The sequence below is a fragment of the Streptomyces cyaneofuscatus genome (assembly GCF_000718135.1).
GTDB classification, from domain to species: Bacteria; Actinomycetota; Actinomycetes; order Streptomycetales; family Streptomycetaceae; genus Streptomyces; species Streptomyces cyaneofuscatus.
Genome location: NZ_JOEM01000032.1, coordinates 44,349 through 65,198 on the forward strand (window position 1 = coordinate 44,349; position 20,850 = coordinate 65,198).

Here is a 20,850-nt window from a genome sequence, read left to right on the forward strand (position 1 = left end):
CGGGCGCTCACCTCTTCCGTCATGACCCCCAGTCCACCTGCGGGGAGCGGTAGAAGCCGATCCCCAGCTCGGTCAGCCGCGGCCCCTGGGCGGCGAGGCGCACCTTGTACGTCTCCCAGTCCCGGGCCGCCGCGGGTGACCAGCCGATCTCGGCGGCGCCCAGCAGCCGGGGGAAGGCCATCGCCTCGATCTCCGTGCTGTTCGTCAGCGTCTCGGTCCAGAGCGGCGCCTCGACCCCGAGGACGGCCTCCTGCGGGGCCCCTTCCAGGTAGGTCCCGGGATCCCAGTCGTACGACCGCTGCACCTCCACCAGCCCGGCCCAACTCAGTCCCAGCGGTGTGTCCTTGGTGTACTTCATGTCGAGATAGACCCGGTCGGCCGGCGAGAGCACCAGCTTGGTGCCGCCCTTCGCCGCGTCGGCCACCTGCTTGCGCTCGGCGGCGCCCGTGCGGTCGTACCCCCAGTACTGCGCCACCGCCCCCTTCACCGGCACCGCGCCGGTCAGCTGGTGCCAGCCCATCACCGTCTTGCCGTACTTCCCCACGACCGCCTGGGCCTTCGCCATGAACGTCACGTAGTCCTCATGGCTGGTGGCGTGCGCCTCGTCGCCGCCGATGTGGAGGTACTTCCCCGGCGTGAGCGCCGCCACCTCGCGCAGCACGTCGTCCACGAAGTCGTACGTCACCGGCTTGGGCACGCACAGCGAGCTGAAGCCGACCGTGGTGCCGGTGTAGAGCGGCGGGGCGACCCCGTCGCAGTTCAGCTCGGCGTAGGAGGCGAGGGCGGCGTTGGTGTGGCCGGGCAGGTCGATCTCCGGCACGACCTCCAGGTAGCGGGAGGCGGCGTACCGGACGATCTCGCGGTACTGCGCCTTGGTGTAGTACCCGCCGGGCCCGCCGCCGACCTCGGTGGAGCCGCCGTACGTGGCGAGCCGGGGCCAGGAGTCGATGGCGATCCGCCAGCCCTGGTCGTCGGAGAGATGCAGGTGCAGCTTGTTGATCTTGTACAGGGCGAGCTGGTCGATGTACCGCTTCACCTCGGCGACGGAGAAGAAGTGGCGCGAGACGTCCAGCATCGCGCCCCGGTAGCCGTAGCGCGGCGCGTCCGTGACGGTGCCCCCCGCGACCTTCCAGGGCCCCTTCTGCCGGCTGTCGGCCTCCACCCGGTCCGGGAGGAGCTGGCGGAGCGTCTGGACGCCGTGGAAGAGCCCGGCCAGGGCGCGGGCGGTGATGGTGAGCGCGCCGGGCGTGGAGCGCAGCCGGTACCCCTCCTCGCCCAGGCTCCGGTCCCGGGAGCCCAGCTCCAGCCGGATGCCGCCGGGGCCGGGCCGGCCGGTGACGGGCAGCGCGTAGCCGGTGGCCGGGCGCAGCAGCTCCGCCAGGTAGGTCCCGATCCGCCGCACCTCGGCGGAGCCGCCCGCCACCCTGACCGGGGTCGTGGAGGTGATGGCGTACGGGGAGCCGTTCGGCACCACCTGCACGGGGACGGGCACGAGCTGCCCGAGGGGGCGGGGTGCGGAGGCGGCGGCGACGGAGGAGGTCGCGGCGGTGGAGGAGAAGGCGGCCGCCACGACGATCAGGAGGGTGGCGAGGAGCCTGGGGAGGGGGCCGGGCCGGGCTTTCCAGCTCCTACGTTGCTGTCGCTGCCGCTGTCGCTGTCGCTGTCGCTGTCGCTGTCGCACAAGCTTGTCCCTTCGACGGGTCCTACCTGTGGATCTCGGGGCCGAGCGAACGCCCGTCATGCCTATCGCGCGGCCGTGGACGGGTCAAGGACCACGGCCCGCCCCCGGTGGCCGGCTGGCAGAATCGCGGGCATGGCAGAAATCATCCAGCGCGACGGAACGTGGACGTTCGACGGGGAGACGGTACGCATCGTGCCGGGCGGCAAAGCGCATCCGCTCCGGCTGGCGCTGGGTGAACTCGCCGTCCCTGTGGAGGCGTTGGCCGGTATCTCGTTCGAGCCGGACCGCAAGGGCGGCCGGCTGCGGCTCCGGCTGCGCGGGGGCGCCTGCCCGGTGCTGCGGGCCGCCGACGGGCGCCTGAAGGACGGCGCCGACCCGTACGTCCTGGCCGTGGAGAAGGACCGCACGGGGGTGGCGGAGTACTTCGTCGACGAGGTCCGCAACGCGCTGCTGATCGAGCAGGTCCCCGAGGGGCCGGTGGACCGCTTCCTGCTGGCGGGGCCCTCGCTGCCGGTCTCCGGCGGGGGCGGCGACGGTACGGCGTCCTTCGACGGCGAGACCGTACGGCTCACCTGGAACTGGAAGGCCGAGGAGTCCAAGTACGCGAGCGGCCCGGCGGCCTTCCCGCTGGCGCGGATCGCGGGGGTGCGCTGGATGCCGTCGATAGGCCTGGAGAACGGCTATCTGCGGTTCGAGCCGGTGGACGGGCCGGTCTCGGCCCCGCCGAAGTACGACCCGTACTCCCTGGAGCTGTGGGGGCTGTCCAAGAAGGAGTACACGGCGGTCGTGGTCGCGGCGGCGGTGCTGGCCCGGCTGCCGCAGGCCCGTACGGCCGTGGACGCGCCCGCCGTGGCCCCGGCCCTCACCAAGGCACCGGCGCCCGCGCCCGCCGCCGTACCGCCCGCCGACGATCACGACGTCCTGCTGCGGCGGCTGCGGGAGCTGGGCGAGCTGCACCGGGCCGGGGTCCTCACGGATGAGGAGTTCAGCACGGCGAAGCAGGCGATCCTGAGCCGGATGTGAGCCGGGCGTGCGCCGAATGTGAGCCGGATGTGACCGATTCGGCCACCCTCCCCGCCCCCTCCTGCCCGATATCGGGCAGATTTCTTGCGTAAGAGCGCCCCGGCACGCAATATCGACGGGTGCTTGAACGCCGCTCGTCGCACGACGACCTCATCGACCACCTCGTCCGCTCCACCGCGCTCCAGCGCGGTGAGGCGGCCCGGGTGATCCTCGACGTGCTGGCGTACTTCGACGAGAGCACCGACGACTTCGTCCGCCGCCGCCACCGCGAACTGCAGTCCGGCGGCCTGGTCAACACGGAGATCTTCGAGCGGATCGCGGCCGAGCTGCCGCACCGCGCCGTGGCGCCGCCGGAGCTCTCGCTCCGCCAGCTGCGCCGCATCGTCTACGGCTGATCCAGCTGCGGCGGATCACCGGGCGCCCGTGCGGGGCGCCGAGCGCATGCATGTACGTGTACGTCGAGGAGGGGCAGAGAATCTCATGTGCGGGATCGTCGGATACATCGGGAAGCGTGACGTGGCACCGCTGCTGCTGGAAGGCCTGCAGCGGCTGGAGTACCGGGGGTACGACTCCGCGGGCATCGTCATCACCAGCAGGACGGCGGCGGGCAAGCCCGGCACGCTGAAGATGGTCAAGGCCAAGGGCCGGGTCCGCGAGCTGGAGGCCAAGGTCCCCAAGCGGTTCGCCGGCACCACCGGCATCGCGCACACCCGCTGGGCCACCCACGGCGCCCCCAGCGACGAGAACGCCCACCCGCACCTGGACGCGGACAACAAGGTCGCCGTCGTCCACAACGGGATCATCGACAACGCCTCCGAGCTGCGCGCCAAGCTCACCGCCGACGGCATCGTCTTCCTCTCCGACACCGACACCGAGGTGCTGGTCCACCTGATCGCCCGCGCCCAGGCGGACACCCTGGAGGAGAAGGTCCGCGAGGCGCTCCGCCACGTCGAGGGCACGTACGGCATCGCCGTGATGCACGCCGACTTCAACGACCGCATCGTGGTCGCCCGCAACGGCTCCCCCGTCGTCCTCGGCATCGGCGAGAAGGAGATGTTCGTCGCCTCCGACGTCGCCGCCCTGGTCGCCCACACCCGCCAGGTCGTCACGCTGGACGACGGCGAGATGGCCACCCTGAAGGCCGACGACTTCCGCACGTACACGACGGAGGGCTCGACCACGACGGCCACGCCGACCACCGTGGAGTGGGAGGCCGAGTCGTACGACATGGGCGGCCACGACACGTACATGCACAAGGAGATCTTCGAGCAGGCCGACGCCGTGGACCGGGTGCTGCGCGGCCGGATCGACGACCGGTTCTCCACCGTGCACCTGGGCGGCCTCAACCTGGACGCCCGTGAGGCGCGCGGGGTGCGCCGGATCAAGATTCTCGGCTGCGGCACCTCGTACCACGCGGGCCAGATCGGCGCCCAGCTGATCGAGGAGCTCGCCCGCATCCCCGCCGACGCCGAGCCGGCCTCCGAGTTCCGCTACCGCAACCCGGTCGTGGACCCCGACACCCTGTACGTGGCGGTCTCCCAGTCGGGTGAGACGTACGACGTGCTGGCCGCCGTCCAGGAGCTCAAGCGCAAGGGCGCCCGCGTCCTCGGCGTGGTCAACGTGGTCGGCTCCGCGATCGCCCGGGAGGCCGACGGCGGTACGTACGTCCACGCGGGCCCCGAGGTCTGCGTGGTCTCCACCAAGTGCTTCACCAACACCGTGGTCGCCTTCGCGCTGCTCGCGCTGCACCTGGGCCGCATCCGGGACCTCTCGGTCGCCGACGGCAAGCGGATCATCGACGGGCTGCGCCGGCTGCCGGAGCAGATCAGCGAGATCCTGGCGGGCGAGGACGAGATCAAGCGGCTCGCGGCCGAGTACGCCGAGGCCAAGTCGATGATGTTCATCGGCCGGGTGCGGGGCTACCCGGTGGCCCGTGAGGCGTCGCTGAAGCTGAAGGAGGTCTCGTACATCCACGCCGAGGCCTACCCGGCCTCCGAGCTGAAGCACGGCCCGCTCGCGCTGATCGAGCCCGCGATGCCGACCGTGGCGATCGTGCCGGACGACGACCTGCTGGAGAAGAACCGGGCCGCGATGGAGGAGATCAAGGCGCGCAGCGGCCGGATCCTCGCCGTGGCGCACCAGGTCCAGGAGAAGGCGGACCACACCATCGTCGTACCGAAGAACGAGAACGAGCTGGACCCGATCCTGATGGGCATCCCGCTCCAGCTCTTCGCGTATCACACGGCCCTGGCGATGGGCCGGGACATCGACAAGCCGCGCAACCTGGCGAAGTCGGTCACGGTCGAGTAGTCACCACTACGTGAATGAGTTGGGCCCCGCACCGTCGTGTCGAGACGGTGCGGGGCCCAACTCGTTGTGCGTCGGGTGCTTCTGGCTGGCCGTCAGAGGCCGCGTACGGCTCAGGGGATGACGATGACCGGGCGCTGGGCGCGGCGGGCGAGGCGGCCCGCCACCGAGCCGAAGATGCGGCCGACGATGCCGTGCGTGGAGCCGACGACGATGGCGTCGGCGGAATACTCGCGGCCGACCTCCTCCAGCTCGTGGCAGATGTCGCCGCCGCGCTCCACCAGCACCCAGGGCACGTCGGAGAGGTAGTCCGCGCAGGCCAGCTCCAGGCCGAGGACCTCGGTGCGGTGGTCGGGGACGTCGACGAAGACGGGGGGCTCGCAGCCCGCCCAGACCGTCGTCGGGAGCCGGTTGGCCACGTGGACGATGATCAGGCCCGAGCCCGATCTGCCGGCCATGCCGATCGCGTAGGCGAGGGCCCGCTCGCTGGAGGTGGAGCCGTCGAAACCGACCACGACTCCGTGCCGGAAGGCGGGATCGCACGCAGGGCGTGCTTCTTCGACCGTCCGCGGCTCCGACCGGGGGTCGGCTACCTGCTTGCGGTCTTTGGGTTCAGGGATTTCGTGACCGGCCATCGGTGTCTCGGCGAAGAGAGTCCTCGTGAGGAGGGAGCGGTTTCGAGAGGTGCGTCAGCTGATGGTGTGGCTCTGTCCGGGAATCATCTTCCCAACCCCATACCCCCAAGGGTACGGCGTCACTCCTCAGCTGCCCAGACCCCCGCAAAAGCACGCGTGACGTTGGAGGGAGCATGCCCGAGGCGGTCCGGTATGGCAATGCCGGTTGTGTCGTACACGGGCCTCGGGGGCTCCGGACGAGGGTGACCGCCCTGTTTTCCGGGGTGTCCGGCGGCCGCGCGGACCTGGCGGCCGCCGCCCCGGCGGGCGGTGCCGGCCGTCGGCCCGTGCCGCCGATTCTGTGCCCCTGCCGCCCATCGGTCGGTAATCCGGCTGCCGTCGCCCCGGAGGCCGGTCACGCCCCGGCAGCCCGCCGCGTTCGGCCCCGGCACCCCGAACACGCCACGTCCCGCCGGGCCGAGGGAGCGCACCGGGGCGGCCGTCAGGCGGAAGTTGTGCGCCCGGCGTGACTGGAACCCGCGCACACAACCATCTGTTTTAAGCCAACTTCACATCCTGGCCGAACCTTTCGCAGAATGGCCGGAGAGCCCACCGCCCACCAGGCAGGAAGAGACCGCGCGGTACGCTTTCACCCGACGCGGACGGGCCACGTTCGCGAAGGGCACTTCCCTGTGCGCCTCGCGGGTGAAACGCTTCGTGATCGAACGCTTCACGCCACGTTTCCTTATCGACTTAGCGCCGGTGGGGGAAGGTGTCACGGCGGGGCCACGCGACGCAGTAGATTCGATCTTGAAAATCGGGGGGCTGGGGAACCGTGCGAAACCGAGGGGAAACGTGCAGGAGCGGCAGGCCCGTAAGGACCAGGGAGACGCGAACACCGAGGGGGGCTTAGCGTCATGAGCCAGGACTCCGCCACCGCGACGGAGGCCGCACGCAAGCTGACCGGGCGGCGACGCCGGGAAGTCGTTGCCGTGCTGCTCTTCAGCGGCGGCCCTATCTTCGAGAGCTCCATCCCGCTCTCGGTTTTCGGAATCGACCGGCAGGACGCGGGAGTTCCCCGCTACCGCCTGCTGGTCTGCGGCGGCGAGGACGGACCGCTGCGCACGACGGGTGGACTCGAACTGACCACGCCGTACGGCCTGGAGGCGATCAGCAGGGCAGGCACCGTGGTGGTGCCCGCCTGGCGGTCGATCACCTCGCCGCCGCCCGCCGAGGCACTGGACGCGCTGCGGCGCGCCCATGAGGAGGGCGCCCGCATCGTCGGCCTGTGCACGGGAGCCTTCGTGCTCGCGGCGGCCGGGCTGCTGGACGGCCGGCCGGCCACCACGCACTGGATGTACGCGCCGACGCTGGCCAAGCGCTATCCGTCGGTGCACGTCGATCCGCGCGAACTGTTCGTGGACGACGGCGATGTGCTGACCTCGGCGGGTACGGCGGCGGGTATCGACCTCTGCCTCCATATAGTCCGCACCGACCACGGCACCGAGGCGGCGGGCGCACTCGCCCGCAGGCTCGTCGTACCGCCGCGGCGCAGTGGCGGACAGGAGCGCTACCTGGACAGGTCTTTACCTGAAGAGATCGGCTCCGACCCGCTCGCCGAGGTCGTGGCCTGGGCGCTGGAGCATCTGCACGAGCAGTTCGACGTGGAGACGCTCGCGGCGCGCGCCTACATGAGCAGGCGGACCTTCGACCGCAGGTTCCGCTCGCTCACGGGGAGCGCACCGCTCCAGTGGCTGATCACCCAGCGGGTGCTTCAGGCACAGAGGCTGCTGGAGACCTCCGACTACTCGGTCGACGAGGTCGCCGGCCGCTGCGGCTTCCGTTCACCGGTCGCGCTGCGCGGGCACTTCCGCCGCCAGCTCGGCTCCTCCCCCGCCGCGTACCGGGCCGCCTACCGGGCCCGTCGTCCGCAGGGGGTGGCGGAGAGCGCCGCGACGGTGCTGGAGACGGTCGTGCCCAGCCAGGGCTCGCCGTCGGGCCGCAGGGGCGCTCCGGTGCCGTCCGGCGCCCCGGTCTCCGTATCGGCGTCGGCGGGCTCCTCGGAGCACTCGCTGCCGGTCCCCGACGCGTACGTTCCCGGGCGCCCGGCCCTGCCGGGACAGCGGAGCGCCCCGTAGGGTGGGGCGCATGAACGACCGCATGGTGTGGATCGACTGCGAGATGACCGGGCTCTCGTTGACGGACGACGCACTCATCGAGGTGGCCGCCCTGGTCACCGACTCGGAGTTGAACGTGCTCGGCGACGGGGTGGACATCGTGATCCGCCCGCCGGACGCGGCCCTGGAGACCATGCCCGAGGTGGTGCGGCAGATGCACACCGCCTCGGGCCTCCTCGACGAGCTGGCCGGGGGCACCACCCTGGCCGACGCCGAGGAGCAGGTCCTGGCCTACATCCGCGAGCATGTGAAGGAGCCGGGCAAGGCCCCGCTCTGCGGAAACTCGGTCGGTACCGACCGCGGCTTCCTGGCGCGGGACATGCGGGAGCTGGAGGGCTACCTCCACTACCGGATCGTGGACGTGTCCTCGGTCAAGGAGCTGGCCCGCCGCTGGTACCCCCGGGCGTATTTCAACAGCCCGGAGAAGAACGGCAACCACCGGGCCCTGGCGGACATCCGCGACTCCATCACGGAGCTCCGCTACTACCGGGAGGCGGTCTTCGTCCCGCAGCCCGGCCCGGACTCGGAGCGCGCCAGGGAGATCGCGGCGCGCCACGTGGCCCGCGCCACACCGTAGGAAGCGTCCGCGCCACAGCGCGGGAGGCGTCCACGTCACACCGTAGAAAACCGCTGGTCACGGGCGTGTGAGCGCCCGCGGACCGGCCCCGGGAAACGGGGGCGCGAGCACCCTCCCGGACCCTGTACACTTTTTCTCGGCCGGTCGGAAACGACCGGACGACATGGTGGGTATAGCTCAGCTGGCAGAGCACCTGGTTGTGGTCCAGGATGTCGCGGGTTCAAGTCCCGTTACTCACCCTGAGGGAAGGGCCCCGGTCTTCGGACCGGGGCCCTTCTTCATGCCCGGAGGCCGGTCAGCCGGCCGGCTCCTCGCTCCGGGAGCGGCGGGCCGGGGCCTCCACCTGGGCGACGACCTGGGCGTGGAAGCGGTCCACCGCCTCGTCGACGCTGCGGATGAAGCCGGTCTCGGCGCTGCCCCGGCCGTTGCCCATGCCCTTGAACAGGGAGAGCCGGAAGCCGGTGATCTGCGCCCCGTCCTTGGGCACGATGTCGGCGGGCTCCGGACGCAGCCGCTCCAGCGTGCCGCGCGGCCCGGTGCCCTCGCCGTCGACGAGCGTCTCGATGTGCAGGTCGGCGGGGGCCTCGGCCAGCCGCCGGATCAGCCGCTTGACCCGGCTGAGGGGGTAGCCCGGCTCGGCGGACGGGATCTCGATCGACGTACGGAGCTTGCCGGTGCGCAGGTCGGCGGTGATCGCCAGGACGCCCGGGGTGCCCTCGATCCGGATCTCGGCGTTCAGCCGCCCCTGCTCACAGAGGTGGTCGGCGAGCTCGGTACGGCGGGCCCGCGGGTCGGAGCCGCGCCGGGTGCGCTGGACCGGCAGGACCTTCTGCCCCAGCTCCCCGCCGAGGCGCAGGCAGACCTGGCGGACCAGGCGCTCCCAGTTCTCGATGACCTCCAGGGCCCGGGCGTCGCCCTGGCACAGGGTCTCGTCGTCGATGCCCCGGCGGACCGGGACCCAGGCCGCCCCCATGTTCTGGAAGCCGTGGCAGCCGGAGTTCTCGTGCTGGAGGTAGTGCAGCAGCTCCTGGAGCAGCCAGGCGTGGACGGCGTTGCCGACGCCCTCGTGGCGGATCAGCATTTGCGCCTGGTGCACGACCTCGGCCCAGGACAGATGCCAGAGGGCCACCTTGTGCTTGCGCCGGCCGTCGATCCGCACGTCGACGAGCGGGCTGCCTTCGAGCGCGACATCGTTGGAGAGCGTGATCACCGCCTCGTACCCTCGGCGGGCGGCGATGTCCATGTACGCCTGGACCTGATCGGGCTTGAGCGCGTTCCCGTTGGTCTTGGTCTCGACGAGCGCCGTCCACAGCTTGCCCGCCCGCTCGACCCGGATCACCCCGTCGGGACGGCGGGGCGACTCGCCGTGCGGCAGGGTCACCTCGGTGTACGTCTCCATCCGCCCGGCCGGGGCGCCGAACCCGGCGGTGAGGCGGCGGCCGAACTCCGGGACCTGCGCCATCACCGCCAGGACGACCGAGGTGGCCCGCGTCTCGCGCTCCCGGTCGCTCTTGAGGGCCGACACGGGGAACAGCCGGGCGGAGTGCCAGGACTCGTTGTCGGCGAGGCTCTTCCTCGTCGTACGAGGGAGGGTGACCTTCTTCTTCGCCGTACGCGGACGGCGCGCGGGCTTGGGCGCGGCGACCGGGTCCGGGGCCGGTGCCAGGGCCGGGGCCGGGGCCGGGGCCGTAGGCGCGTCGTCGGCGCGGGCGCCGGCGGCCTGGGCGGGCACCCGGGTCGCCGGGGCGGCGGGCTGCGGCGGCGCCTCCGCTTCGGCGGGTTCCTGTCCCGGCTCCTGCTCCTGTTCGGGCTCCGGCGCCTCCTCCGCCGCGTCGTCGTCGATGTCGACGCCGTAGTCGGTCGCCAGTCCGGCGAGCCCCGACGCGTACCCCTGGCCGACGGCCCGGAACTTCCACTCCCCCGACCGCCGGTAGAGCTCGCCGAAGATCACCGCGCTGACCTCGTCGGCCTCCTCGACGGCGAACCGGACCAGTCCGTCGCCCGCGCCGTCCGCGAGGGTGAGGCGGAGGTCGTGCAGCTCGCCGAAGCGGGAGCCGCCGTAGCGGCTGGCGGCGACGACCACCTTGTCGACCTCCTGCGGCACGGCGTCCAGATCGAAGCTGATCCGGTCCTCGCTGCCGTCGGCCGTGGGTGTCTTGCCGAGCAGCTGCACGCTGCCGCCGCCGGCCACGGGGTTGTTGTAGAAGCAGAAGTCGTCGTCGCTGCGGACCTTGCCGTCGCCGTCGAGCAGGAGGACGGAGACGTCCGCGTCGCCCTCCCCCGTAGCGCTGCTCCAGCCCAGGCCCACCACCACCGAGCCGACGTTCTCGCTCAGCGCCGTGAGACCGACGTTGGCGCCCTTGACCATCTCGTGCACGAGGCCCCCCAGATGCACAGCCGCTCGGAACGCACCCGGCAGCCCGCTGTGTGACGTGTGTGGTGCGTCACACATTCGTCGTACGCAGCGAACATTAGCCCTCGGGACGGAGACGCGTGAAGAACTTGTGAAATCCGGAGGTCCGGCTACCGCCCCGGGGTGTCCCGGGAGGTGTCACGAGGAGTCGCGGACCACCAGCTCCGTCGGCAGCACCACCGTCGGCCGCTCCTCCCCCACGCGTCCCGCGATCTCCTCCAGCAGGAGTTGGGCCATCCGGCGGCCCATCTCCTCGATCGGCTGGCGGACGCTGGTGAGGGCCGGGTGCATGTGGCGGGCGACCACCGAGTCGTCGAAGCCGATCAGGGCCACGTCCTCGGGGATGCGGCGGTCCGCCTCGCGGAGGACCTGGCGGGCCCCGGCCGCCATCACGTCGGAGGCGGCGAAGACCGCGTCCAGGTGGGGGCGGCGGGCCAGGAGTTCGCGCATCGCCCGGGCGCCGCCCTCCTCGGTGAAGTCGGCGGGGGCGATGAGGCGTTCGTCCGGGGGCAGGCCCGCGGCGGCGAGGGCGGCGCGGTAGCCGTCCAGGCGGCGCTGGGCTCCGTAGACCTCCAGGCGGCCGGTGATCGTGGCGACCGAGCGGCGGCCCCGGGTGATCAGGTGCTCGACGGCCGCCCGCGCCCCGTCGAAGTTGTCCGAGTCGACCGAGGCCAGCGGCTCGTTCGCGTGCCGGGCGCCACTGATCACGCACGGCATGCCGAGCTGTTCCAGCAGTTCGGGCAGCGGGTCGTCGGCGTGCACCGCGACCAGGAGGACCCCGTCGACCCGGTGCGCGGTGAGGTACTGGGCCAGCCGGCGGCGCTCCCGGTCGTTGCCCGCGAGGGTGAGGAGCAGCTGCATATCGGTGTCGGCGAGGGCCGCGCCTACGCCGCGCACTATGGCGGAGAAGTACGGCTCGGCGAAGAAGCGGGTCTCCGGCTCCGGGACCACCAGCGCGATGGCGTCGGTGCGGTTGCCGGCGAGGGCGCGGGCCGCGCGGTTGGGGACGTAACCGAGCTCGGCGACGGCCGCCTCGACCGCCTCGCGGGTCGCTTCGCTGACCCGGGGCGAGCCGTTGATGACCCGGGAGGCGGTGCCGCGGCCGACGCCGGCTCTGGCCGCCACCTCTTCGAGCGTGGGCCGCCCGCCGTTCCGTACTCGCGCTGCCGCCATGGCTGCCTCCCCGTTCCCGGTCAATTTCTCACAGCCGTACAGTCAATCCAAGTCCTGGATCGATCACTCCGACGAGCGTACGGACAGTGTATTGGGAGCGCTCCCAAGACCGGGTGAAGGTATGGGCCCCGGTCTTGCGCTCCCGGGGCCCACGGTCGTCAAGGCGTCACGCCTCCGGCGGCAGCCCGTGCCGCGCGATCACCTCGCTGTACCAGTGGGCGCTCGCCTTCGGGGTGCGGCGCTGGGTCGCGTAGTCGATGTGGACCGCGCCGAACCGCTTCGCGTAGCCGTACCCCCACTCGAAGTTGTCCATCAGCGACCAGAGGAAGTAGCCGCGCACGTCGGCGCCATCGGCCACCGCCCGCTGCACGGCGGCGAGATGGCCGCGGAGGTAGGCGATCCGCTCCGGGTCGTGGACCTGGCCGTCCGCGTCCACGACGTCCTCGAAGGCCGCACCGTTCTCGGTGACCATCAGCGGCAGGCCCGGGTTCTCGCGGGCCACGTCCATGAGAAGGGCGTGGAGGCCGTTCGGGTCGACCGACCAGTTCATGGCCGTGACCGGCTTGCCCTCGGCGAGGTGGAACGCCACGTGCTCCGAGCCCGGCCACGGGGAGTGGTCGCTGCTGCCGTGGCCGTCGTTGCGGGTGTCCCCGGCGCCGTCGGCGGGCGTGGAGACGATGGTGGGCGTGTAGTAGTTGACGCCGAGTACGTCGATCGGAGCGGCGATGGCAGCGAGATCCCCGTCGTGGACCAACTCCGCCCAGTTGACGATGCGTTCGGTGTCGGTCAGGAGGTCCTCCGGGTACGCGCCCTTCAACATCGGGCCCGTGAAGATCCGGTTGCCCACCGCGTCGATCCGGCGCGCCGCATCCGCGTCCGCCTCGCTGCCGGTGAGCGGGCGCACCTGGTGGAGGTTGAGGGTGACCGAGGTCTGCGCGGCAGCGGGGAGGTGGGTGCGCAGCGCCTCGGTCGCCCGGCCGTGGGCCAGGTTGAGATGGTGGGCGGCCCGCAGGGCTGCGGCCGGCTCGGTGCGGCCGGGGGCGTGGACCCCGGAGCCGTAACCGAGGAAGGCCGTGCACCAGGGCTCGTTGAGCGTCGTCCACATCCCGACCCGGTCGCCGAGCGCGCGGGCCATGATGGCCGCGTACTCCGCGAACCGTTCGGCCGTCGCGCGCTCGGGCCAGCCGCCCGCGTCCTCCAACTCCTGGGGCAGGTCCCAGTGGTAGAGCGTGGCGACGGGCGTGATGCCGGCCGCCAGCAGCTCGTCGACGAGCGAGCGGTAGAAGTCCAGGCCGCGTTCGACGGCGGGGCCCCGGCCGGTGGGCTGGACGCGGGACCAGGAGACGGAGAAGCGGTACGCCTTGAGGCCGAGCCGCTTCATCAGCGCCACGTCGTCCCGGTAGCGGTGGAAGTGGTCGGCGGCCACATCCCCGGTGTCGCCGTTGAGGACCTTGCCGGGGGTGTGGCTGAAGGTGTCCCAGATGGAGGGGGTGCGGCCGTTCTCGGCGGCCGCCCCTTCCACCTGGTACGCGGCGGTGGCGGCGCCCCAGATGAAGCCGGTCGGGAAGGGGGCGGGGGCGGCAGGCGCCTGGTGCGGGGCGGTGTCGGATCGTACGACTGTCATGTGGGAGCGCTCCCAGAGGAGTAGGGGGAGGAGGAGTGAGGTGGAGGGAGGTACCGGGGTGGTGCGGGTGTGGTGCGGTCGGGGGTGACCGCACCACCCAGTGGCGTCAGCCCTTGACCGCGCCCGACATGATCCCGCCCACGATCTTCTTGCCGAAGAGCACGAACACCGCCAGCAGCGGCAGCGTGCTGATCAGCGCGCCCGCCATGACGATGGACTGGTCGGGGGTGTACGAGGCGCTGAGCTGGCCGAGGGCCACCTGAAGGGTCGGGTTCTGCTGATTGAGGGCGAGGTAGGGCCAGAAGAAGTCGTTCCACGCCTGGACGAAGGTGAGCATCCCGAGCACCATCATCGCGGGGCGGGCCACCGGCAGCACCACGCTCACCACGATGCGGAAGTTGTTGGCCCCGTCGATCTTGGCCGCCTCGATCAGCTCGTACGGCAGCGCCTCGATCAGGTACTGGCGCATGAAGAACACGCCGAACGCGCTCACCAGCGTCGGGAAGATCACCGATTCGAGCTGCCCGCCCCAGCCGAGGCCGGACATCATCATGAAGAGCGGGACCACGCTGAGCTGCGGCGGGATCGTGAGCGTGGCGATGACGGCGGTCATCAGCCAACCGCGGCCCCGGAAGCGCATCTTGGCGAAGGCGTATCCGGCGAGTGTGCAGAAGAAGAGCGTCGCGGCCGTGATGGACGACGAGACGATGATGCTGTTGAGGATCGCCTTGCCGAGGTTGGCCTGCTCCCAGGCCGTCTGGAGGTTCTCCACCAGCTTTCCGCCCGGCAGGAACGGCGGGGTGGAGGCGAGGACCTCGTCCTGGGTGCGGGAGGCCGCCACCAGGGTCCAGTACAGCGGCAGCAGCGAGCCGAAGCCGACGACGGCGAGCGCGATGTACGCGAACGGGCCGCCCTTCATCTGCTGGCCGGCGCCCATCCTGAAGCGGCTGGGGCGGTGCGGGGCACTGCCCTTCGGGGGCGGCGCGAGCTTCACCGGGGCGGTGGGCGTGGGGCTGGTCATGGTCATCGGGTCGCTCCCGTTCGGACCGCGGAGTCGGACGTGCGGACGACGTAGCGGCCGATGAGCCAGTTGACGGCCGCGATGAGGAGCAGGAGCGCGAGCATCGCCCAGGCCACGGCGGCGGCCGGACCGAGATGGCCGAGGTTCCAGCCGTAGTTGTAGAGGTAGATGCTGAGCGTCTCGTACTGGTTCTCGTTGCCGCCGGTGGCGCCCATCGCGCCGCCCTCCAGCAGCAGCGGCTCACCGAACAGCTGCATGGAGCCGATCGTCGAGATGACGATCGTGAACAGGATCGTCGGCCGCAGGGAGGGGATGGTCACCTTGCGGAACTGCTGCCAGCGCGAGGCGCCGTCCAACGAAGCTGCCTCGTAAAGGTCGTTGGGGACCGCCTGCATGGCCGCCAGGTAGATCAGCGCGTTGTAGCCGGTCCAGCGCCAGATCACGATGATCGAGATGGCGAGCTTCGAAGTCCAGTGCCCGTTCGCCCAGTTGACCGGGTCGAAGCCGACGAGGCCGAGTGTCCAGTTGAGCAGTCCGCCGTCCGCCCGGAAGACCAGGGCGAAGACGAGGGCGGCCGAGGCGACGGAGGTCGCGTACGGCGTGAGGATGATCGTGCGCCAGAACGTGCTGGCGCGCAGGCGGTAGTTGAGGAGGTGGGCCAGGCCGAGGGCGACCAGGAGCTGCGGGACGGTCGAGATGACGCCGATCAGGAAGGTGTTGCTGACCGAGGTCCAGAACTCCGGGTCGTGCAGGATCTTGTCGAAGTTCTCCCAGCCCACCCATTCCATGGAGTCCAGGCCGGTCATCGAGACCCGGTGCAGGGCGATCCAGCCGGTGTAGAGGAGCGGGTAGAGGCCGAAGGCGCCGAAGATCAGGAAGAACGGCGCGATGTACGCGTACGGGGACGCCTTGTCGTCGAACCGCCACAGCCGGCTGCGCCACAACTGCCGCCGCTCGGAGGGCGGTTCCTTCTGCGGTTCGCGGGGCGGGGTGGTGTGTGCGTCCCGGGTGGGGGTCGAGGTTGCCACGGGCGGGAGTCCTTCCCTGGGGGCGCTCCGCCGGAGGAGGACGGGCGGGCGGAATGTATGGAGGGGCGGGGGGGGCGGGGGGGGCCGGAGTCGCCCGCCCCGCCCGGGGCCGGGGCGGGGGGGCCCCCGGGGGTCCCGGCGAGCCCGGGGCCGCCCGGCTTCGTACCGCGCTGCTCCATGTTGTTGATCTGCGTGGAGATCGAGTCCTTGATCACGCCGTCCTTCGGGCCGAGCACCGCCTCGGGGATGGACTTCGCCCCGTCCGCGTAGATCTGGCCGATGGGGGCGTCGTTGAAGTACGGCAGGGTGGCGCTCTTCACGTCGGGCAGCTCGTACGCGCCCTGGTTGGACGGGAAGACCCCGATCGCCTTGAAGACGGCGGCCTGCTGCGCGGGGGCGGTCAGCCACTTCACCAGCTTGGCGGCCTCGTCCACGTTCTTCCCGGACTTCGGTACGGCGAGGAAGGAGCCGCCCCAGTTGGCCGAGACTCCGCCGGGGGCGCTGGTGATGTCCCACTTGCCCTTGTTGGCGTCACCGGCGTACGTGGAGATCTGGCCGGCCATCCAGGCGGGGCAGACGACGGTGGCGACGGTGCTCTTGCGCAGGGCCGCCTGCCACTGGTCCTCGAACTGGGCGAGGCCCTGCGTCAGCTTCTTGGACGCGGCCTCGGCGGCGAGGTCCCAGCCCTTCTGGACGCCGGCGCTCTCCTTGTAGACCGGCTTGCCGCTCGCGTCGTAGTACTGCTCGGGGCTGGAGCTGACGACCGCGTTGAACATGGCGCTCGCGGAGTCCATGAAGTACGTGCCCTTGGGCGCCTTCTTCTTGTACTCCTCGCCGAGCGCCAGGTAGTCCTCCCAGCCGCCGGCGGTCCGCTTGGCGACCTCGGCGCGGTCGGTGGGCAGTCCGGCCTTCTCGAACAGCTCGCGGTTGTAGCAGAGGGACATGGGGCCGATGTCGGTGCCCGCGCCGATCACCGCGCCGCCGGGGGCGGTGGCCTGCTTGGCCTTCCAGGAGACCCACTCGTTGACGTCGATCACCTTGGAGAGGTCGGCGAAGGAGTCCGCCTTGGTATCGACGATCTCCTTGATCCGGCCGACCTCGATGCCCTGGACGTCGGCGAGGCCGCTGCCCGAGTTCAGCTGCTGGAGCAGCTTGGGGTAGTAGTTCTTCTCCTCGGCGGTGGTGTCCTCCTTGACCGTGATCTTCGGGTTCAGCTCGTGGTACTTCTCGAAGAGCCCGGCCTCCTTGTACCCGAACTGGCCGAAGTCGGCGACGGTCAGCGTGATGTTGCCGTCGGCGTCGGCTCCCTTGCTGCCCGAGTCGGACGAGCCGCCGCAGCCGGTGAGCAGCAGGGCGGTGACCGTCAGGCCCGTGGTGGCCACGATCGCGGTTCTCCGGCGTCGACCGGCAACGCTGCGGGTGATGCGCATTCCACTGCTCCTTGGTGCGGCGAGTGTTGCGGGAAGTCCTGCGGAAGGACGGGGATGCCTTACGGAAGGCCGCGAAGCCCATCCGAAAGGAAGCGCGCGGGATCCCCTCCCCTGGTTGTGGGAGCGCTCCCATGCGCCGATGCCGGAAGGTTCCTGCCTCAAGGGGGTGGGTGTCAAGAGTTGAAGACGATTCCGTTGCCGAAGGATGTCCACCGCGTCACGCGGGGGCGTCGGGCCCGGCCACCCGTCGAGAGGTGAACGAGGGGTGACCGGAGGGGCGGCCGGAGCCGGACGACGTGCCGGGCGGCCCCACCCCTGTTAATTTCTCCCTTATGTCCCCTTTGATCATGCTGGTCCCCGACGTCAGACCGGGTGAGTGACGCGGGATGGGCGTACTGCGCGACCATCCCGAACTGGCTCTCTTCTTCTGTCTCGCCGCCGGCTACCTGGTCGGCAAGCTCCGCGTCGGCCCGATCACGCTCGGCGGCATCTGCGGCACGCTGATCGTGTCGCTGCTGATCGGCACCCGGCACGTCAGTGTCGACGACGACGTGAAGACCGTCTTCTTCGCGCTGTTCATCTTCTCGCTCGGCTATATGGCCGGGCCGCAGTTCTTCGCCAACCTCAACCGCTCCAGCCTGCGGTTCTTCGCGCTCTGCTTCATCGAGCTGGTCTGTGTCCTCGGTATCGCCTACGGGCTCGCCAAGGCCTTCGACCTGGACGTCGGCACGGCGGCCGGAATCCTGGCGGGCGCGGCCACCGAGTCCGCCGTCGTGGGGACGGCCACCGAGGCGATCGGCAAGCTCAGCGATCTGACCTCCGAGCAGATCACCCAGTACCAGGGGCACGTGGCGACCGCCTACACGGTCTGCTACCTGTTCGGGCTGATCACCATCGTCCTCTTCACCAGCCAGATCATGCCGATGCTGCTCCGCATCAACCTGGCCGACGCCTCCCGCGAGCTGTGGGAGAAGATGCGCGGCGGCCAGGCCGGTCTGGAGGCCGACGAGCGCGAGGCGCTGCCCGGCATGGTCGGCCGCACCTACCTGGTGACGCTCGCCGACGGACGTACCGTCGGCGACCTGGAGTCCGGGCTCGGCGGCCACATCACCGTCGAGGGGATCAAGCGCGGCAGCAAGCTGCTGACGCCCTCCCCCGGCCTGGAGCTGACCCTCAGCGACCTGGTCCAGGTCGTCGGCCGGCGCTCGGCGATCATCGAGGCGGGCCGGGAGATCGGCCCGGAGACCCCGGCCGTGCCGGGGCTCGACACCCCGCTGGCCACCAGCCAGGTCGCCGTCACCGAGAAGGCGACCGCCGGTTCGACCATCGACCGGCTGGAGAAGAACCACCCGGAGTTCCGCGAGGACGGCGTCTACATCACCGATGTCCTCCGCAACGACCAGCACCTCCCCGCCAGCGGGGAGACCGTTCTCCAGCGCGGTGACGTCCTCACCCTGGTCGGCGCGCGTGGCGGGCTGAGCAAGCTGGTCGCCAAGATCGGCGCGGTGGTCAAGAACGACTCCACCGACTTCGTCTACATCGGCTTCGGCATCGTCGCCGGCTCCCTGCTCGGCCAGATCGTGGTCAAGCTCGGGGACGTCCCGATGTCCCTCGGCACGGGCGGCGGCTGCCTGATCTCCGGCCTCATCTTCGGCTGGTTCCGCTCCCGCAAGCAGACCTTCGGCGCCTTCCCGCCGCAGGCCGCGACCACGCTCAAGGACATGGGCCTGGCCGTCTTCATCGCCTGTACGGGACTGGCGGCGGGCCCGCAGGCCTGGCCGCTGCTCAAGGAGTACGGGGCGCTGCTGCCGTTCGCCGGGATCGCCATGGTGCTGGTGCCCGCGACGATCTCTCTCGTCGTCGGGCGCAAGCTGCTGAAGATCGAGAAGCCGCTGCTGATCGGTGCCATCGCCGGACAGCAGTGCTCGACCCCGGCGATCACCTCCATCACCCAGGTGGCCCAGAGCTCCGTACCGCTGCTCGGCTACACGATCACGTACACGCTCTCCAACTTCCTGCTGCCGCTGACCGGGCCGATCCTCGTCGGCGTACTGGGGGCCTGAGAGGGGTGGAGACATGATCGACTTCCTGAACCGGAACATCTTCCAGCCCCACCCCGAACTGCTCGTCTTCCTCGTCATCGCGCTCGGCTTCCTGCTGGGCAAGGTCCGCTACCGGGCGATCGCGCTGGGGGCGGTGACGGGCTGTCTGGTGGCGGGGCTGGTGCTGGGGGCCCAGTTCAAGGTCGACATCGACGACACGGTGAAGAACCTGTTCTTCATCATGTTCCTGTTCGCCCTCGGCTACCGGGTCGGCCCCCAGTTCTTCCGGGGGCTCAGGAAGGACGGCCTGCCGCAGGTCGTCAACGCCGTCGTGGTCTGTGTGACCGGGCTGCTGGTCTCCTGGCTCTTCGCGAGCCTGCTCGGTTACGGTCCCGGGCTCGGCGCCGGCCTGATGAGCGGGGCCCTCACCCAGTCGGCCGCGATCGGGGTCGCCCAGGACGCCATCGGTACGCTGCCGGGTCTGTCGGCCGACGAGGTGAAGACCCAGGAGAACCTGGTGGCCGTCGGGTACGCGGTGACGTACCCGCTGGGCACCATCCTCTGCGCGATGCTCCTCGCCAACGTGCTGCCCAAGCTGTACCGCAGGGACCTGGCGAAGGAGAGCGCCGACCTCGCCGCCGAGCTGGACGCGCCGGACGAGAGCCCGGACGAGGGGGCGGGCTACTACGAGGTGGTGCTGCGCGCGTACCGCGTGGACCGCCCCGACCTGGTGAGCCGCTCGGTGGCCGACTTCGAGGAGCAGCAGAAGGCGCTGGGCCGCCGGATCTACCTCACCGCTGTCCGCCGGGACGGGACGGTCCTGGAGCACGACCAGTCCCGTACGCTCCGGCTCGGCGACACCGTCGCGGTCAGCGCGATCCGGGGCGACCTGGTCGACTTCGACCCCGTCACACACATCGGCGCCGAGGCCGACGACGTCGAACTGCTCGGCTACCGCACCGAGACCCTGCACGTCGTCGCCTCGGAGAAGGCCCACCTCGGGCGGACGGTCGCGGAGGTGCGCCGGGAGCCGTTCATGGTCGGCGTCTACATCGACAAGCTGTACCGGGCGGGCGCCGCGTTCCCCTACCGGCTCTCCACCCCGCTGGAGCGCGGCGACACGTTGATCCTCACCGGACCGGAACGCCTGGTCGGCCCGGCGGGCAAGGCGCTCGGCAAGCCGGTGCCGACGAGCTTCGCCACCGACATGGTCTGGGTGGGGCTCGGCATCTTCCTCGGCGGCTGCATCGGCATCCCGGCGCTGACGGCGGGCGGGGTGCCGATCTCGCTCTCCACCTCGGGCGGCGGGCTGATCATGGGCCTGGTCTTCGGGTGGATCCGCGGGAAGTACCCGACGTACGGGAACGTGCCGCCGGGCGCCCAGTGGTTCATGGACACCCTCGGCCTCTGCCTCTTCGTCGCCGTCGTCGGCATCAACGCGGGCCCGAGCTTCACCAGCGGCCTCTCCACGGCCGGCTGGGGCCTGCTGGTCTTCGGGGCGGTCGCCACCGTGGTCCCGCTGATCGTGGGGTTCCTGGTCGGGCACTACGTCCAGAAGATCCGGTTCCCGGTCCTGATGGGCGTCCTGGCGGGCGGCCAGACCACCACGGCGGCGATCGGCGCCGTCAACGAGACCTCCAAGTCGCAGATCCCCACCCTCGGTTACACGATTCCGTACGCCGTCGGCAACGTCCTGCTGACGGTGTGGGGCGCCGTGATCGTCATCCTCAACCACTGACC

Annotated in this window: 14 protein-coding genes, 1 tRNA gene and 1 pseudogene; 8 read left to right on the forward strand and 8 right to left on the reverse strand. The window is 70.9% G+C overall.

What is annotated here, in order from left to right; translation table 11 throughout:
• Positions 1–19: 19 nt before the first annotated feature.
• Complete coding sequence (locus IF17_RS0133935) at positions 20–1,570, reverse strand: beta-N-acetylhexosaminidase (RefSeq protein WP_209437796.1); 1,551 nt, start codon at positions 1,568–1,570, stop codon at positions 20–22.
• 243 nt (positions 1,571–1,813) lie between these two features.
• Here IF17_RS0133935 and IF17_RS0133940 point away from each other — a divergent pair, with 243 nt between their 5' ends.
• From IF17_RS0133940 to glmS, 3 genes are all read left to right on the forward strand, one after another.
• Positions 1,814–2,704 (forward strand): DUF4429 domain-containing protein, encoded by an 891-nt coding sequence (locus IF17_RS0133940; RefSeq protein ID WP_030574658.1) that lies wholly within the window; start codon positions 1,814–1,816, stop codon positions 2,702–2,704.
• 119 nt (positions 2,705–2,823) lie between these two features.
• Positions 2,824–3,099, forward strand: coding sequence for a hypothetical protein (locus tag IF17_RS0133945; protein ID WP_003968990.1), 276 nt, complete (start codon positions 2,824–2,826; stop codon positions 3,097–3,099).
• A gap of 85 nt (positions 3,100–3,184) precedes the next feature.
• Complete coding sequence (gene glmS / locus IF17_RS0133950; RefSeq protein WP_030574660.1) at positions 3,185–5,014, forward strand: glutamine--fructose-6-phosphate transaminase (isomerizing); 1,830 nt, start codon at positions 3,185–3,187, stop codon at positions 5,012–5,014.
• Positions 5,015–5,124: 110 nt separating this feature from the next.
• Here the strand turns inward: glmS and IF17_RS0133955 are convergent, their stop codons facing one another.
• On the reverse strand, positions 5,125–5,646 hold the full coding sequence (locus IF17_RS0133955; protein WP_030574663.1) for a universal stress protein: 522 nt from the start codon (positions 5,644–5,646) through the stop codon (positions 5,125–5,127).
• An 896-nt stretch (positions 5,647–6,542) separates the two neighbouring features.
• Between IF17_RS0133955 and IF17_RS0133960 the strand changes: the two genes are divergently transcribed.
• From IF17_RS0133960 to IF17_RS0133970, 3 genes are all read left to right on the forward strand, one after another.
• The gene (locus tag IF17_RS0133960) at positions 6,543–7,763 is read left to right on the forward strand and encodes a helix-turn-helix domain-containing protein (protein WP_030574665.1); all 1,221 of its coding nucleotides are present in this window, start codon (positions 6,543–6,545) and stop codon (positions 7,761–7,763) included.
• Between the two features lie 10 nt (positions 7,764–7,773).
• The gene (gene orn, locus IF17_RS0133965) at positions 7,774–8,379 is read left to right on the forward strand and encodes an oligoribonuclease (protein ID WP_030574668.1); all 606 of its coding nucleotides are present in this window, start codon (positions 7,774–7,776) and stop codon (positions 8,377–8,379) included.
• Between the two features lie 166 nt (positions 8,380–8,545).
• Positions 8,546–8,618 (forward strand) — tRNA-His (locus IF17_RS0133970).
• 56 nt (positions 8,619–8,674) lie between these two features.
• Here IF17_RS0133970 and IF17_RS0133980 read toward each other — a convergent pair.
• From IF17_RS0133980 to IF17_RS0134005, 6 genes and pseudogenes are all read right to left on the reverse strand, one after another.
• Entirely contained in the window at positions 8,675–10,747 is a 2,073-nt protein-coding gene (locus IF17_RS0133980; RefSeq protein WP_032773004.1) for a TerD family protein, read from the reverse strand.
• Between the two features lie 183 nt (positions 10,748–10,930).
• A complete protein-coding gene (locus IF17_RS0133985; protein ID WP_026241329.1) occupies positions 10,931–11,965 on the reverse strand; it encodes a LacI family DNA-binding transcriptional regulator in 1,035 nt (344 codons plus the stop codon).
• Between the two features lie 166 nt (positions 11,966–12,131).
• Positions 12,132–13,589 (reverse strand): GH1 family beta-glucosidase, encoded by a 1,458-nt coding sequence (locus IF17_RS0133990; protein WP_030574673.1) that lies wholly within the window; start codon positions 13,587–13,589, stop codon positions 12,132–12,134.
• A 106-nt stretch (positions 13,590–13,695) separates the two neighbouring features.
• On the reverse strand, positions 13,696–14,616 hold the full coding sequence (locus tag IF17_RS0133995) for a carbohydrate ABC transporter permease (protein ID WP_030574675.1): 921 nt from the start codon (positions 14,614–14,616) through the stop codon (positions 13,696–13,698).
• The gene (locus IF17_RS0134000) at positions 14,613–15,638 is read right to left on the reverse strand and encodes a carbohydrate ABC transporter permease (protein ID WP_030574677.1); all 1,026 of its coding nucleotides are present in this window, start codon (positions 15,636–15,638) and stop codon (positions 14,613–14,615) included. The genes IF17_RS0133995 and IF17_RS0134000 overlap by 4 nt, the downstream gene beginning before the upstream one ends.
• Before the next feature lie 155 nt (positions 15,639–15,793).
• Positions 15,794–17,068: pseudogene (locus IF17_RS0134005) on the reverse strand (ABC transporter substrate-binding protein); the annotation flags it as partial.
• Positions 17,069–17,454: 386 nt separating this feature from the next.
• Between IF17_RS0134005 and aspT (IF17_RS0134010) the strand changes: the two are divergent.
• Both aspT (IF17_RS0134010) and aspT (IF17_RS0134015) read left to right on the forward strand, forming a co-directional pair.
• Complete coding sequence (aspT, locus tag IF17_RS0134010) at positions 17,455–19,131, forward strand: aspartate-alanine antiporter (protein WP_030574683.1); 1,677 nt, start codon at positions 17,455–17,457, stop codon at positions 19,129–19,131.
• A gap of 13 nt (positions 19,132–19,144) precedes the next feature.
• Positions 19,145–20,848: an aspartate-alanine antiporter gene (gene aspT, locus IF17_RS0134015; RefSeq protein ID WP_030574687.1), complete on the forward strand. Its 1,704-nt coding sequence runs from the start codon at positions 19,145–19,147 to the stop codon at positions 20,846–20,848.
• Positions 20,849–20,850 lie beyond the last annotated feature (2 nt).

Coding starts and splice junctions, on each gene's coding strand:
- IF17_RS0133980 (WP_032773004.1), bottom strand. CDS start 10,747: ATGGTCAAGGGCGCCAACGTCGGTCTCACGGCGCTGAGCGAGAACGTC.
- orn (WP_030574668.1), top strand. CDS start 7,774: ATGAACGACCGCATGGTGTGGATCGACTGCGAGATGACCGGGCTCTCG.
- glmS (WP_030574660.1), top strand. CDS start 3,185: ATGTGCGGGATCGTCGGATACATCGGGAAGCGTGACGTGGCACCGCTG.
- IF17_RS0133955 (WP_030574663.1), bottom strand. CDS start 5,646: ATGGCCGGTCACGAAATCCCTGAACCCAAAGACCGCAAGCAGGTAGCC.
- IF17_RS0133960 (WP_030574665.1), top strand. CDS start 6,543: ATGAGCCAGGACTCCGCCACCGCGACGGAGGCCGCACGCAAGCTGACC.
- IF17_RS0133940 (WP_030574658.1), top strand. CDS start 1,814: ATGGCAGAAATCATCCAGCGCGACGGAACGTGGACGTTCGACGGGGAG.
- IF17_RS0133985 (WP_026241329.1), bottom strand. CDS start 11,965: ATGGCGGCAGCGCGAGTACGGAACGGCGGGCGGCCCACGCTCGAAGAG.
- IF17_RS0133995 (WP_030574675.1), bottom strand. CDS start 14,616: ATGACCATGACCAGCCCCACGCCCACCGCCCCGGTGAAGCTCGCGCCG.
- aspT (WP_030574683.1), top strand. CDS start 17,455: ATGGGCGTACTGCGCGACCATCCCGAACTGGCTCTCTTCTTCTGTCTC.
- aspT (WP_030574687.1), top strand. CDS start 19,145: ATGATCGACTTCCTGAACCGGAACATCTTCCAGCCCCACCCCGAACTG.
- IF17_RS0133990 (WP_030574673.1), bottom strand. CDS start 13,589: ATGACAGTCGTACGATCCGACACCGCCCCGCACCAGGCGCCTGCCGCC.